The organism is Aminobacter sp. MDW-2 (assembly GCF_014250155.1).
GTDB classification, from domain to species: domain Bacteria; phylum Pseudomonadota; class Alphaproteobacteria; order Rhizobiales; family Rhizobiaceae; genus Aminobacter; species Aminobacter ciceronei.
The window spans coordinates 5,471,883-5,486,413 of sequence record NZ_CP060197.1; the positions used below are offsets into that span (position 1 = coordinate 5,471,883).

The window sequence follows — 14,531 nt, forward strand, 5'->3', positions numbered from 1 at the left end:
GAGGGACGAAAATGTACCGCGATGGCGGAGGTGCTTACTGGCAGGGCGCCAGATAGGTCACCGGCTTGCCGTAGCGGTCGTACATCGGCCGGCCACGGTTGTCGTACTGGTGGTAGCGGCATTCGCCGGGCGCCGTGCCCGCGCCGATCATCGCGCCGGCAAGGCCGCCAATGACGGCGCCCGCGACGGTTGCGCCGGTGTTGCCGCCGATGGCCTGGCCGACCAGGGCACCGCCCACGGCACCGACGGCGCCGCCGCCGACCGCGCGCTCCTGCGGGGTGTTACAGGCCGTAGCGGCCAAGGCGACGAAAGACAAAGCTGCTGCTGTGGCTAGAAAACGCGTCATCGACCCTACTCCTTGAAACAATCGCCAGACGCTATCATGGCGACTTTTGCTTATCCAGTAGCATACCCTTGGAAACTCTCGCCTTTTCGGCTGCTCCAAGCCCTCTTTCCTGGTGCCCCATGGATCCCGTTGTGGCAGTTGCCGGCAACGACACGGGACGCCAGATCACCCCCGCTGTGCTGCCTGTTCGTCGCGCAGGCGCTGGACCTCGCGCCGCTTGTTGACCAGCGAAGCGGCGATGACGCCGCAGGCGACGATGCCGATCAGGATTGTACAGGCGGCATTGATCTCGGGTGTCACGCCGAGGCGCACCTGGCTGTAGATCTTCATCGGCAGCGTCGTCGCACCCGGCCCCGAGGTGAAGCTCGAAATCACCAGGTCGTCGATGGAGAGCGTGAAGGCCAGCATCCAGCCCGAGACGATCGCCGGCAGGATGACCGGCAAGGTGATCTGAAAGAAGGTTTTGACAGGCGGGGCGCCAAGATCCATCGCCGCTTCCTCGAGCGAGCGGTCGAATGTGACGAGCCGCGACTGCACCACGACGGCGACGAAGCACATCGAGAAGGTGATGTGGGCGAGCGTCAGGGTGAAGAAGCCGCGATCGAGCCCGACGGCGACGAACAGCAGCAGCAGCGACAGGCCGGTGATGACCTCGGGCATGACCAGCGGCGCAAACACCATGCCCGAAAACAGCACCCTGCCCCGGAACCTGGTGTAGCGGGTCAGCGCAAGTGCTGCGAGCGTCCTGAGAACTGTGGCCATCGTCGCCGAGATCAGGCCGACGCGGATGGTCACCCAGGCCGCGTCCATCAGGCCCTGATTGTGGAACAAGGAGACGTACCATTTGGTCGAGAACCCGCCCCAGACAGTGACGAGCTTGGATTCGTTGAAGGAGAAGACGACCAAAAGCACGATGGGCAGATAGAGGAAGGCAAAGCCCAGTACGATGGCCGTGATGTTGAAGCGGCTCCAGCTCGCGTTCATCTCAGCGCCCCTGTTCCTGGGCGCGTGCCTGCGCCTGCTGGAAGAACATGATCGGCACGACAAGCAGCAGAAGCAGGATCACCGCCACTGCTGAGGAAACCGGCCAGTCACGGTTGGCGAAGAATTCGTTCCACAGCGTCTTGCCGATCATCAGCGTCTGCGAGCCGCCGAGCAGGTCGGGGATGACGAACTCGCCGACGGCAGGGATAAACACCAGCAGGCAGCCGGCGATCACGCCGGGCAGCGACAGCGGGAAGGTGACCTTCCAGAACGCCGTCATCGGCGGGCAGCCGAGGTCCTGCGCCGCCTCGATCAGCGAATAGTCCATCTTCTCCAGCGCCGAATAGAGCGGCAGGATCATGAACGGCAGGTAGGAATAGACGATGCCGATGAAGATCGCCGTATGCGTGTTGAGGATCACCAGCGGCTGGTCGATGATGCCGGTGGCGAGCAGCAGCTGGTTGAGCAGACCCTCGGGCTTGAGGATGCCGATCCAGGCATAGACGCGGATCAGGAAGCTGGTCCAGAACGGCAGGATCACCAGCATCAGCAGCGTCGGCCGGATCGTCGCCGGCGCACGCGCCATGCCATAGGCAATGGGATAGCCGACGATCAGCGCCAGCAAAGTCGAGATCCCGGCGATGATCACGCTTGAGACATAGGCGTTGAAGTAGAGCGCGTCCTGCGTCAACCAGAGGTAATTGTCGAAGCTGAACTCGCCGATCTGCGTTATCAGGCCGGACACGCCGTCTGAAAGCCCGAGCACAGGCGTGTAGGGCGGCATGGCGATCGCCGTCGTCGACAGGGAGATCTTGAAGACGATGAAGAACGGAATGAGGAAGAAGAACAGCAGCCAGAAATAGGGAATGAGGATGACGAGGCGGTCGGTTATGGCCGAGAGCGGATGTTTCATCACCCCACCTATCGCGTCAGAACGACGCCGGCGTCGTTGCGGAAGGAGATCCAGGCCTTGTCGTCCCAGCTCAGCGGGTCCTCGGTGGCGCGCGTCGCATTGAGCGAGCTCGCCTTGACCACCTGGCCGTTGCCGATCTGGACGTGGAAGATGGTCATGTCGCCGAGATAGGCGATGTCGTAGATCTCGCCTTCCATGACATTGTCGCCGCCTTCCGGCTTCTTCGACGAAACCTTGATCTTTTCCGGCCGGATGGCGAAGGCGACTTCGCTGCCTGCGGCGGCGTCGCCGGCATTGGCCGTGCGGATGGTGACGCCATTGGCGCTGGTGATTGTCGCGCCGGCGCCGTCGCGGTCGGCGACCTTGCCTTCGAACATATTGATGTTGCCGACGAAGTCGGCGACGAAACGCGAGCCCGGTGCTTCATAGACCTCGGCGGGCGTCGCCACCTGCATCACCTCGCCCTTGTCGAGGATGGCGATGCGGTCGGCCATGGTCATGGCCTCTTCCTGATCGTGGGTGACGACGACAAATGTCAGGCCAAGCGTCTGCTGCAGGTCCATCAGCTCGAACTGGGTTTCCTCGCGCAGCTTCTTGTCGAGCGCACCGAGGGGCTCGTCCAGCAGCAGAACCTTGGGCCGCTTGGCCACCGCCCGGGCCAGCGCGACGCGCTGGCGCTGGCCGCCTGAAAGCTGGTGCGGCTTGCGCTTGGCAAACTGGCTGAGCTTGACCAGCTTGAGCATTTCGGCGACGCGGGTGTCGATGTCGACCTTGGGCATGCCGTCCTGCTTGAGGCCGAAGGCAATGTTCTGCTCGACCGACATATGCGGGAACAGTGCATAGGACTGGAACATCATGTTGACCGGCCGACGATAGGGCGGGATGCCCCTGAGGTCCTGACCGTCGAGCAGGATCTGGCCGGAGGTCGGCTCCTCGAAGCCGGCGAGCATGCGCAACAGCGTCGACTTTCCGCAGCCCGAGGCGCCGAGCAGCGCGAAGAACTCACGCTCATAGATCGACAGCGACAGATTGTTGACGGCGGTGAAGTCACCGAACCGCTTGGTGACGTCCTTGAACTGAATGTAGGGCTTGGCGTCTGGCTTGTTCCAGGGCGCAAAGTCCCTGCGGATATTGCCGAGCGATTTCATTTCCCTCTCCCACCTGCCCCTGATGCGAAGCCCGGCGCCGATGGCGCCGGGCCGCATGCCTTGGTTATTGTCCGGTGACGATCTTGGTCCAGCTGCGGGTCACCACGCGCTGGGTCTTGGGATCGTAGGGCGGCACGGTGAAGAGCTTGGCGAGCGTCGCTTCATCGGGATAGATCGCCGGATCGCTGGAGATCTCCTTGTCGATGAACTGCTGCGACGCCTTGTTGCCGTTGGCGTAGAAGATGTAGTTCGAGGCCTTCGCCGCGACTTCCGGCTTCAGCATGTAGTTGATGAACTCATGCGCCTCGGCGACATGCTGGGCATCGGCCGGGATCGCCATCTGGTCGAACCACATCTCGGCGCCCTCCTTGGGGATGACGTAGTCGATGACGACGCCCTGGTCGGCTTCTGCGGCACGATCGCGCGCCTGGAAGACGTCACCCGACCAGCCGACGGCCAGGCAGATGTCGCCATTGGCAAGCGCGTTGATGTATTCCGAGGAATGGAACTTGCGGATCGACGGACGGACCGCGAGCAAGGTCTCTTCCGCCTTGGACAGGTCGCCCAGTTCGGTCGACTGCGGCTTGAGGCCAAGATAGTTCAGCGTCGTCGGCAGGATGTCGGTCGGCGAATCCAGCACATAGACGCCGCATTCGGCGAGCTTCGCCAGCTGTTCCGGCTTGAAGACCACGTCCCAGCTGTCGATCTTGTCGATGCCGAGCGCTTCCTTGACCTTCTTCTGATTGTAGCCGATGCCGACCGTGCCCCACATGTAGTTGACCGAATACTCGTTTCCCGGGTCGTAGGCGGCGGTGCGCGAACTCACCACATCCCAGACATTCGTCAGGTTGGGCAGCTTGGACTTGTCGAGCTTCTGGTAGACGCCGGCCTGGATCTGGCGCGCCAGGAAGGGGCTGGCAGTCGGCACGACGACATCGTAGCCGCTGCCGCCGGCAAGTAGCTTGGTCTCGAGGATCTCGTTCGAATCGTAGACGTCATAGACGACCTTGATGCCGGTCTCCTTGGTGAAGTCCTCGATGATCGTCGAATCGATGTAGTCAGACCAGTTGTAGACGTTGACGACGCGCTCCTGGGCGTTGGCGGGCATCGTGAAAACGGCGATAAGGGCTGACGCGGCGGTCAGCCAAAGCGCTCTACGGTTCATGGCAGTCTCCCGTTGCGGACGCACCCGTCCCGGCGCATCCTGATCCTGTACAAAAATCGAGTGATGAAGGTAGCGCGCTCCCGCCGGCTCGCGACCCGGCGCAAACGTTACGGCGATTTACATCTGCGGACACCGAAGCCCCGGCAGTGGAACCTGGCAAGATACGCCTGTGTTGTTGTTACCCTCGACGCTCAGCCTGCCCGCCCGACGGTAGTATTGTCAATGGTAAACGACCAATTGATCAATCGGGCATCGGCATGCCGGTGACACCGGGTCTTTGCGGTTGCGCCTGGCGCCTGAACTCGAGCCCGAGATGCACGAGCAAGGCGACGAAAATGACCGCACCGCCTGATATGGTACGGAGCGACGGCACTTCGGAATGGACGAGCCAGACCCAGATCGGCCCGAGCATCGGCTCGAAGGTGCCGATCAGCGCGGCGACGGCCGCCGGGATCAACCGCGCCCCGGTGGCGAAGAAGGCGAGGCCCAGACCGAGATTGACGACGCCGAAGGCAAACAGAAAACCCATCTCGCGCGGCGAGACGGCAAAGGCCGAGGCTTGCGAGGCGGCAAAAGCCGCCGCGATCATGGTGCCGAGGCAGGTGGCCGGCGTCATGCGCACATGGGAGAAGCGGCGGGTGATGACGGTAGCGATCGAAAACACCACTGCTATCAGCAAGGCGAGGCCGTCACCAATCGGCGAAACCTTGCCGGTGAGCGACTCCGAAACCATGATCGCCACGCCGACGATCACCGCCAGGATCGCCGCCCATGTCGCCAGCGCCACCCGCTCGCGAAACAGCACCCAGGCAAACAGCGCCGCAAGCAACGGCACGCCAGCCTGCATCAAAAGGACATTGGCGACGGTGGTGTAGGCAAGGGCGATGACGAAAGACGTCGAGGCGGTGGCAAAGCAGATTGCCACCAGCAGACCGGGCAGCCCCATGCCGCGGAACAATTGCAGCGTTCCGCGGAAGCCGTCACGCCAAACCATGAATGCCAGCAGAAAGGCTGCCGCCCAGAACGAGCGCCAGAACACCACGGTCCAGATGTCGTCGATCTCGATGAAGCGGCCGATGGCGCCACCCAGGCTCCACATCAGCGCCGACAGGAACACCAGGGCGATGCCCAAGCGCTCGTCGCGCCGAGAAACCTGCGGCGCAGTGGCGTCGGATAGCGGAACTGCCGGGTCTGTCATGGCCTCAGTATCGATGACGTTGGGGTGGCTGGATATGCTCACAACGACTTGAAACGGTCCAATTCGCTACCTCATCGCTCAAGCTACTGCGTGGTCCAGCCCATGACGATGGTTGTGGCAAACCGCGCTGCATTCGAACAATCCCCCAGCGATGTCGAAGCGAACAATCCGACGGCGCTCAATTTTCTTCTTGACCTCAATATTAGTTGAGCTTTTACAGAAGCGGCTCCAACACCGATACCGAAATGGAGCCACCCCTGAAATGCCCCAGAAAATAAAGCTCGCCATCATCTATGGCAGCGCCCGTGAGGGCCGTTTCTGCGATACCGTGGTCAACTGGGTTGCCGCCGAAATTGCGGGCCACCAGCAGTTTGCCATCGACTTTATCGACCCGCGCGACCTCGGCCGAAACCGTGCCGATGTCGCCCGCCGCCTTGGCGATGCCGACGCCTTCCTGGTGGTGACGCCGGAGTACAATCACGGCTACACCGCCGACCTCAAGGCACTGATCGACGCCCACAGCATCCAGTGGCAGGCAAAGCCGCTGGCCTTCGTCTCCTATGGCGGCATTTCGGGCGGGTTGCGGGCGATCGAACAGTTGCGCCTGGTGTTTGCCGAACTGCATGTCGTGGCAATCCGCGACACGGTGAGTTTTGCCAGCGCCTGGAGCAAGTTCGACCGCAACGGCACGCTGATGGACCCGCGCGATGCGCGCAAGGCGATGTCGGCGTTGCTCGCCCGCCTGCAATGGTGGGCAATCAACCTGCGCGAGGCACGTGCCAACACGCCCTATCTCGAGGTGGCCGCATGAGCGCGCTGCAACCGGTTCGGGTCGCGGAAGCGGCGGCTCTGCCCGACCGGCTTGCCGGCCGCAACTTGACACTTCTTTTGATCAGCACATTGACGATCATGTCGGGCGCGACCATTTCGCCGTCGCTGCCGGCCATCGAAAGCCATTTCGTCGGCAGTCCCAACGTCGAGATCCTGACGAGGATGGTGCTGACACTGCCGGCGCTGTCCATCGTCATCTGCGCCCCATTCGCCGGCGGACTGGCCGACCGCTTCGGTCGCCAGCCGCTGCTGATCGCCGCGGCCCTGCTCTATGGTCTCGGTGGCATGTCGGGGCTGGTGGCCGATAGCCTGCCCGCGCTTCTGGTCGGACGCGCGCTGCTCGGCGTCGCCGTTGCCGGCGTGATGACGACGGCAACGGCACTTGTCGGCGACTATTTCAGCGGCCCGGCGCGTGATCGTTTCATGGGCTGTCAATCGGCATTTGTCGGCTTTGGCGGGCTGATCTTCCTGACCGGCGGCGGCATGCTCGCCGAAGTGCACTGGCGTGCACCCTTCGCTGTCTACGGCCTGTCGCTGCTGCTGATCCCGGCTGTCATTGCGTTCATCGACGAACCGGTCCGCAACCGCATTGCGTCGGCGACCGTTGCCGCCAAAGCCTCTGCCGGCACGGCATGGCTCGCGGTCTTCGCCGTCTACAGCGCGGCGGTGCTCAACAGCGTCGCCTTCTACCTGTTGCCGGTCCAGCTGCCGTTCCATCTCAACGCCATGGGCATCGGCTCACCGACACTGGCCGGCCTCGCCATCGGGCTCAGCAGCCTGATCGGAGCGGTTGCCGCTTTGGCCTATGCGCGCCTGCGCGCCAGACTCGGCGTGGTCGGCGTGTTCAGTCTCGCCTTCGGCCTGATGGGTACAGGCTACGTCCTGCTGGGGTTTGCCAGTGCGCTTGTCATGGTCCTGCTGGCAGCAATAGTTGTCGGCCTGGGCCTTGGCATGATGATGCCCAACATCGCAGCGGCGGCGATGACGGCGGCGGCACCCGAAATGCGGGGACGCGTTGCCGGCGGCATGACCGCCAGCATCTTCGCGGGACACTTCATCTCGCCCTTCGCCAGCCAACCGATGATCGCGGCCTTCGGCTTCGCCGACACCTACCTCTACACCGGGCTCGTTGTCGGCGGCGGCGCCATGCTTGCCGCAGCAGCGGCCGCCTTCCGCGCAAGCACCGACCGGACAAACAGGGCAGGCCACCGCAGCTAACGGAAGCCTGCTCGGCTTCTTATTTGGCCTGTTTCGCCAGCTTCCGCACTTCCGACAGGACGGCGTCGTCGCCGGAAACGTAGCTGGCGAAGGTCTGGGCGACGGGGACCGTGGGCCGCAGGGAACCCGCGGCGGTGCCGTAGACATAGTTCGGCAGGAAACAGGTGGCCAGCTGCGATAGCCGGCAGCCGTTCTCCCAGTCGTGATAGGCGGTGGTGTAGCGAAACGCGATTCTGGAATTGGGCATGATCGTCGTGCCGCCCTCGCCCCACATCTGGCCGGCGTCACCCATCTCCTCGCCGACCAGCGCAGCACGCTCGCCGGCATAATATTTCAGCCGTGACGCGATGCTGATCGCCGCCGAAAACGTGTTGCCGCTGGTCAGGATGAAGATGCGGCCATTGGGCACGGCCTCGGGCAGCAGGCGCGAGAAATCGGTGCCGAGCATGTAGTTGCCGCCCGGGCTGAACCTGAGGTCGACGACGGCATGCCTGACGTCGCGCTTGCCAGCCTCCTCCAGCACGCCAGCCAGATAGTCGGCCATCGACGCCCCGTCCGCATCGCGGAAACGGTTGATCTGGACGTAGAGGATACCGTCTTCTTCGAGATAGCTGTGCCACGCGTTCTGATCGGGACGCGAAAGATAGGGCGGCGTGACGCCGTCCAGAACATGGACCCAACCGGGGCCACCCTTGTCAAGCGCAACCGGACTGAGGTCGCGCTTCGGCCAGACGGTTCTCGTCGAAGGCTCGCCTTTCTCCGGCGCGACGCCAAGCGTGCGCACGATCTCGGAACCGTCGGCCTTGCGGAAACGAAACGCGCTCTCGTCCGCTTTGGCGGCCAGTTGGGCCGCGTGGAGCAGCTCCGGCGAAATCATGAAATTCGGCGACAGCTCGCGCACGTATGTTTCGGTGCCGCCGACATAGGGCCGCAATGCCGCGACCAGCTCGTCCGGGGTCCTTCCGTTCGCCATGAGCACTTGCGCCCCGAGAAGATCGCGATGCTCCACTGTGGCGCGAACAACGAAAAGCCCGTCGGCAAACCAGCCCAGCCGCAGCGGGATGGCGTTAAAGCCCTGCCCGCCGGCAAGACCGAGAACGTTGGTGTGGCCGTTATGGGCAAGGGCGACCGCCTTTGCCGCGCCCATCGCCAGCGCAGGCCGGTCGAGTTCTGATGCGCGGGCCGTCAGTTCATCGACTTCCTTAACAAATGCGGCACTGGTTTCAGCCGTCAAGCTGCGCTCGACCAGCTGCATGTTGCGAAGATGAGCCAAATCCTGCGCGTTCTCGTCAGCCTGCGAACTGCCGGCAGATGAAGCCGCGGCCGGTTAGGACTTGAATACCGGATACAAGATGACGCCGAGCGGCAGCACAACGACGATCAGCAATGCCAGAACAGCAAGCGACACACGCTTCGGCCACCGCCTCGACTTGGGTCGGACATCAGAATTACTCATGTGAACGCCTCCAAATACTGGGTCACCGCCCAGTTTCGGACAGCACATGGGTGCGGCGCACGCGACCTTCAATTACCTGCCAAGTCAACCACGCGCCGTGGCCCAATGGGGTGAAACGGATCGGCAAGGTTTGTCTCGGATAAAGCCGGCCAAACTCTGGAACTGCGCGTCGCGCTTTCCGAAAACGTCCCGAGTTTCGGCCGACGCGCAAGGAACCGTTCATGCTGACCGTACTCAACTGCCTCGTCACCGCCCACGACTATCGTTTTGTTGCCGCTGCCCTGGCCATCTGCGCGCTCGGCTGCGTGGTGTCGATGCGCTTGTACGCCCGTGCCCGCAACGTCCGGCGCGCCAAGCACGTGGCCTTCCTCGTCATGGCCGGCCTGGCCGGCGGCATGACGATCTGGACGACGCATTTCTTGGCGATGCTTGGCTTCATTCCCAATGTCGAGCACGGCTTCGAGCCCAATTTCACCGTGCTGTCGTTGGCCTTTGCCATCGCCACCTCGATGGCTGGCTTCATGATCGCCGCCAGCCGCGAACGTGACTGGATGATCGAGGCCGGTGGCGGCGTGATCGGTTCCGGCATCGCGCTGATGCATTTCGCCGGAATGCGCGGTTTCGTCGTCGCCGGCACGATCAGCTACGATCCCTCCTTCGTTGCCTTTTCCGTCGCCGCGGGCGCGGCACTCGGCATGCTTGCCACCAACCGTGTGGCGCGCGGCACCACCCGCACCAGCCACTATGCCGGCATGGCAGCCCTGATCCTGGGCATCGGCATCATGCACTTCACCGCCATGGGCGCGGTGCAGATCACGCCCGACCCACGCGTCGCAGTCCCCAGCCAGCTGATGTCCGACAGCGTGCTGGCGATCCTGGTCGTCCTGGTGACCGTACTTGTGGTGATGCTCGGCGCGGTGACCCACCTGGCCGAAGAGCAGGGTCAGCAGGACGCCGTCGCGCATTTCCGGCACCTGGCCATGCACGATCCGCTGACCGGCCTGCCCAACCGCGCCGCGGTTCGCGACGAGCTGCCGATGCGGCTGAAGCAGGCAGCGGGCACCTCGTTGGCGATCATTGCCGTCGACCTCAACCGCTTCAAGGAAATCAATGACGTCTACGGCCATGCCGCCGGCGACGCAGTGCTGGTCCAGACCACGGCAAGGATGCGTGCAGCGCTGATCGAGGGCGAGTTTTTTGCCCGGATCGGCGGCGACGAGTTCATCGCAGTCAAGCCGTTCACCCGCGAGAACGAGGTGGAGGAGTTCGCCGCCCGCATCAGCGACGCCTTCTCGCGCCCCAACGAACTGGGCAAGGGCCGCTTCTCGATCAGCGCCAGTATCGGCATTTCGGTCTGTCCCAAGGACGGCGACAGCGTCGACGAACTGACGACTCGCGCCGACCTTGCCATGTACCGGTCCAAGAAGCTGCAGGACGGCAGTTGGTGCTGGTATGATGCCGACGCCGACGAGGACGGCCGCCGCCGCGGCCAGATCGCCATCGGCCTGCGCAGCGCCATCGCCGACAACGCACTGCGTCTCGTGTTCCAGCCGCAGATCTCGATGAAGAAACGCCAACTGCTCGGCTTCGAGGCGCTGCTGCGCTGGTCCAGCCCGCAGCTTGGCGAGGTCTCGCCTGCCGACTTCATTCCGGTTGCCGAGCAGACCGGCATCATCGTCGAGATCGGCGACTGGGTGCTGATGCAGGCCTGCCGCGAGGCGACGTTGTGGCCAACACCCATGGGCGTTGCGGTCAACGTGTCGCCGGTGCAGCTGATGCGTCCCAACTTCGCCGAGCGGCTGACCGAGATCCTAACCGAGACTGGCCTGGAGCCGACGCGGCTCGAGATCGAGATCACCGAGACCATGCTGATCGACAATCCGGGCCAGGCTCTGCTTGTGCTGCGCAAGATCAAGGCTCTTGGTGTCCGCGTCGCCATGGACGATTTCGGCACCGGCTATTCGTCGCTGTCGACGCTGTTTTCCTTCCCCTTCGACAAGATCAAGGTCGACCGCAGCTTCCTCAACGCGCTCGGCCGCCAGGCCCAGGCGACCAGTGTCATCGAAACGGTCATCGAGCTCGGCCACAAGCTGTCGATCCCGGTCCTAGCCGAGGGCGTCGAGACCGACTTCCAGGCCGCCTTCCTGAAGGACCGGCGCTGCGACGAGGCGCAAGGTTTTCTCTACGGCCGGCCGGTGGATTCCTCCACCGCACATGCGCTCGCCCAGTCGGGCACATGGCAGGACGAAAACGCCGGCAAGCTGAGCGCCTGATCCGGCGCTTACTGGAAATCGAAGGCTGACAGGCCAGTCACCATCTCGTCGAGACCGAGCGGCCGGGTGATCGGCGGCTCGGCGCGCGACAGGCAGCCGGACCGCTCGCAAAGCCGGCAGGCCGGGCCGACTGGGGTCGCGGCCACCAGGCCGGGCTTGGCGCCAACGGCAAGCGCCGGAAGGGCGGCGCCATAGACGATCTCGTCGCGGAAGGCGATGTCGCAGCCGAGCAGGATCGCCGTGCGCCGGGGGCGTTCGCTGAAGGCGCCCTGCGGCCCCTCGAGGGTGCGCGCAACGCAGAGAAATTCGGCGCCATCGGGCATTTCCACCGCCTCGACGAAGATCTGCCCCGGCTGGGTGAAGGCGGCATGGACCGGAAGTTTGGGGCAGCCGCCGCCGAAACGGCTCTGCGGAAAGCCTTGCGCGCCTGCCTTGCGGAAGCGGTTGCCGGCGTTGTCGACCTCGAGCATGAAGAACGGAACCGCAGCACTGCCTGAGCGCTGCAGCATGGTCAGACGGTTCGCCGCCTGTTCGAACGACACGCCGAAGCGCGAGCGCAGAACGTCAACGTCGTAGCGCGCCCGCTGGGCGGCCGAATGAAACGCCTGATAAGGCATCATCAGCGCATGGGCGGCGTAGCGGCCGAGCTCGAAGCGGGCGAGACGCTTGGCTTCGTCGGAAGAGAGTTTCAGCGCCTGGATTTCGGCGGCGACGGCGACCTGCATGCGGATCAGGCTCGCCTCCATCGCCACTTCGCGCAGCTGGTCGAAGGGCGACAGGCGCTCGGACAGGAACAGGCGCTGCGAATGGCGGTCGTAGCGACGGCGCCAGTTGGGCATGGTGGCGACCGGCAGCACCTTGACGACGATGCCATGCTCACGCCGCAACCAGCCCTTCAGCGCGCCCAACAGGTCGTCGCCGGGATCGAGCAGCGAGGTGAACGCTTCAGCTTCTTCTTCCAGCGAAGTGAAGTGGTTGGGTCGGCGCTCGAACACCTCGTGCACTTCGTCGATCGGCAACCGGGCACCCGACAGGGCCGTGGTGTGCCCCTCGCGCGCCAGCAGCTCGGTCAGGTCGGACAGGCGCTCGGCCTGCTCGCGATAGGCGCGGAACAGCTTGATCACCGCAGCCGCTGCGTTGGGCGCGGCCTCGGCGATCTCGACCAGTTCCTGGTCGCCGGGCAATTCGCCCGACAGAAGCGGGTCGGCGAAAACCTCTCGAAGTGCTGCGATCGAGCCCCTCGCCTCACCCTGCAGCTCATCCGGATCGACCTTGTAGACCGAGGCCAGCTTGAGGATGAGCTGCACCGTCAGCGGGCGCTGATTGCGCTCGATGAGATTGAGATAGGACGGCGAGATGCCTAGGCCCTCGGCCATCGCCGTCTGGGTCAAGCCCTTCTGGTTACGGATGCGCCGGATGCGCGGTCCGGCGAAGATTTTCTGCTCGGCCATGGCTTTTACACCGAATTTACAACGAAAGCAGGGGGACTAGCCTACCCGACCTTTTTACATTCTTTACAAATTTACAGCGGCGTTCTGTCAAACACAACACAGGTTTTCCCTATTATTTGCTGCATTTCGTTGAATTTTCTGGCTGCTTCGGCGCTGCAATGTCAAACAAGTCACATAGAAATCGCCGCAAACAAACCCAAGACGCGGTGGCCGCCCCCAGACCTAAGTGACCAGACGGAGTCGACAATGACCGATTTTTACAACCTCGTCCCTTCAGCCCCGGAAGGCCGTTTCGACGGCATCGAGCGCCCCTACTCGCCGGAGGACGTGAAGCGGCTGCGCGGCTCCGTCCAGATCAAGCAGACCCTGGCCGAAATGGGCGCCAACCGCTTGTGGAAGCTGATCCACGAGGAGAACTTCGTCAACGCGCTCGGCGCCATGTCCGGCAACCAGGCGATGCAGCAGGTCCGCGCCGGCCTGAAGGCGATTTACCTCTCGGGCTGGCAGGTCGCCGCCGACGCCAACACTGCTTCGGCAATGTATCCCGACCAGTCGCTCTACCCGGCCAACGCTGCGCCCGAACTGGTCAAGCGCATCAACCGCACGCTGCAGCGCGCCGACCAGATCGAGACCTCGGAGGGCAAGGGTCTTTCGGTCGACACCTGGTTCGCCCCGATCGTGGCTGACGCGGAAGCCGGCTTCGGCGGCCCGCTCAACGCCTTCGAGATCATGAAGGCCTTCATCGAGGCAGGTGCTGCCGGCGTCCACTTCGAGGACCAACTGGCTTCGGAAAAGAAGTGCGGCCACCTCGGCGGCAAGGTGCTGATCCCGACTGCGGCGCACATCCGCAATCTCAACGCCGCGCGTCTCGCCGCCGACGTGATGGGCACTTCGACGCTGATCGTCGCCCGCACCGACGCCGAAGCCGCAAAGCTGCTGACCTCCGACATCGACGAGCGTGACCAGCCCTTCGTCGACTACGACGCCGGCCGGACCGTGGAAGGCTTCTACCAGGTGCGCAACGGCATCGAGCCCTGCATTGCCCGTGCCATCGCCTACGCTCCGTTCTGCGACCTGATCTGGATGGAAACCGGCAAGCCGGACCTCGAGCAGGCGAGGAAGTTCGCCGAGGCCGTGCACAAGGCGCATCCGGGCAAGAAGCTGGCCTACAACTGCTCGCCGTCGTTCAACTGGAAGAAGAACCTCGACGACGCGACGATCGCCAAGTTCCAGCGCGAGCTGGGCGCGATGGGCTACAAGTTCCAGTTCATCACGCTCGCTGGTTTCCACCAGCTCAACTTCGGCATGTTCGAGCTGGCCCGCGGCTACAAGGATCGCCAGATGGCGGCCTATTCGGAGCTGCAGGAAGCGGAATTCGCAGCCGAAGTGAACGGCTACACCGCGACCAAGCACCAGCGCGAAGTCGGCACCGGCTACTTCGACGCCGTCTCGATGGCGATCACCGGCGGCAAGTCGTCGACGACCGCGATGCACGAATCGACCGAACACGAACAGTTCCGCCCGGCCGCCGAATAGGCCTGGCTCCAG

Annotated in this window: 13 protein-coding genes; 4 read left to right on the forward strand and 9 right to left on the reverse strand. The window is 63.7% G+C overall.

Annotated elements, in window-relative coordinates; all coding sequences use genetic code 11:
* Nucleotides 1-34: 34 nt before the first annotated feature.
* The 6 genes from H5P29_RS27000 to H5P29_RS27025 form a co-directional block, all read right to left on the reverse strand.
* Nucleotides 35-346, reverse strand: coding sequence for a hypothetical protein (locus H5P29_RS27000; protein WP_067965203.1), 312 nt, complete (start codon nucleotides 344-346; stop codon nucleotides 35-37).
* 165 nt (nucleotides 347-511) lie between these two features.
* Nucleotides 512-1,330: an ABC transporter permease gene (locus H5P29_RS27005; RefSeq protein ID WP_154385335.1), complete on the reverse strand. Its 819-nt coding sequence runs from the start codon at nucleotides 1,328-1,330 to the stop codon at nucleotides 512-514.
* A gap of 1 nt (nucleotide 1,331) precedes the next feature.
* A complete protein-coding gene (locus H5P29_RS27010) occupies nucleotides 1,332-2,243 on the reverse strand; it encodes an ABC transporter permease subunit (RefSeq protein WP_154385334.1) in 912 nt (303 codons plus the stop codon).
* A gap of 8 nt (nucleotides 2,244-2,251) precedes the next feature.
* Complete coding sequence (locus H5P29_RS27015; RefSeq protein ID WP_154385333.1) at nucleotides 2,252-3,391, reverse strand: ABC transporter ATP-binding protein; 1,140 nt, start codon at nucleotides 3,389-3,391, stop codon at nucleotides 2,252-2,254.
* A 64-nt stretch (nucleotides 3,392-3,455) separates the two neighbouring features.
* On the reverse strand, nucleotides 3,456-4,556 hold the full coding sequence (locus tag H5P29_RS27020; RefSeq protein WP_067965212.1) for a polyamine ABC transporter substrate-binding protein: 1,101 nt from the start codon (nucleotides 4,554-4,556) through the stop codon (nucleotides 3,456-3,458).
* A gap of 241 nt (nucleotides 4,557-4,797) precedes the next feature.
* Nucleotides 4,798-5,754 (reverse strand): DMT family transporter, encoded by a 957-nt coding sequence (locus H5P29_RS27025; protein ID WP_067967053.1) that lies wholly within the window; start codon nucleotides 5,752-5,754, stop codon nucleotides 4,798-4,800.
* Between the two features lie 262 nt (nucleotides 5,755-6,016).
* Between H5P29_RS27025 and H5P29_RS27030 the strand changes: the two genes are divergently transcribed.
* Entirely contained in the window at nucleotides 6,017-6,565 is a 549-nt protein-coding gene (locus H5P29_RS27030; RefSeq protein WP_154385332.1) for an NADPH-dependent FMN reductase, read from the forward strand.
* Nucleotides 6,562-7,803, forward strand: a complete 1,242-nt coding sequence (locus H5P29_RS27035; protein ID WP_154385331.1) for an MFS transporter — start codon at nucleotides 6,562-6,564, stop codon at nucleotides 7,801-7,803. Before H5P29_RS27030 ends, H5P29_RS27035 begins: the two co-directional genes overlap by 4 nt.
* Before the next feature lie 19 nt (nucleotides 7,804-7,822).
* Here H5P29_RS27035 and H5P29_RS27040 read toward each other — a convergent pair whose 3' ends face one another.
* Nucleotides 7,823-9,037 carry a hypothetical protein gene (locus H5P29_RS27040; RefSeq protein WP_154385330.1) on the reverse strand — a complete coding sequence of 405 codons (1,215 nt, stop codon included), beginning with the start codon at nucleotides 9,035-9,037 and terminating at the stop codon, nucleotides 7,823-7,825.
* 93 nt (nucleotides 9,038-9,130) lie between these two features.
* Nucleotides 9,131-9,259 (reverse strand): hypothetical protein, encoded by a 129-nt coding sequence (locus tag H5P29_RS32850; protein ID WP_256438601.1) that lies wholly within the window; start codon nucleotides 9,257-9,259, stop codon nucleotides 9,131-9,133.
* Nucleotides 9,260-9,480: 221 nt separating this feature from the next.
* On the opposite strand from H5P29_RS32850, the gene H5P29_RS27045 reads away from it, so the two are divergent.
* Nucleotides 9,481-11,532: a bifunctional diguanylate cyclase/phosphodiesterase gene (locus H5P29_RS27045; protein ID WP_154385329.1), complete on the forward strand. Its 2,052-nt coding sequence runs from the start codon at nucleotides 9,481-9,483 to the stop codon at nucleotides 11,530-11,532.
* An 8-nt stretch (nucleotides 11,533-11,540) separates the two neighbouring features.
* Here the strand turns inward: H5P29_RS27045 and H5P29_RS27050 are convergent, their stop codons facing one another.
* The gene (locus H5P29_RS27050) at nucleotides 11,541-12,983 is read right to left on the reverse strand and encodes a short-chain fatty acyl-CoA regulator family protein (RefSeq protein ID WP_154385328.1); all 1,443 of its coding nucleotides are present in this window, start codon (nucleotides 12,981-12,983) and stop codon (nucleotides 11,541-11,543) included.
* A gap of 246 nt (nucleotides 12,984-13,229) precedes the next feature.
* Between H5P29_RS27050 and aceA the strand changes: the two genes are divergently transcribed.
* Nucleotides 13,230-14,519: an isocitrate lyase gene (aceA, locus tag H5P29_RS27055; RefSeq protein WP_067965225.1), complete on the forward strand. Its 1,290-nt coding sequence runs from the start codon at nucleotides 13,230-13,232 to the stop codon at nucleotides 14,517-14,519.
* Nucleotides 14,520-14,531: the final 12 nt, after the last annotated feature.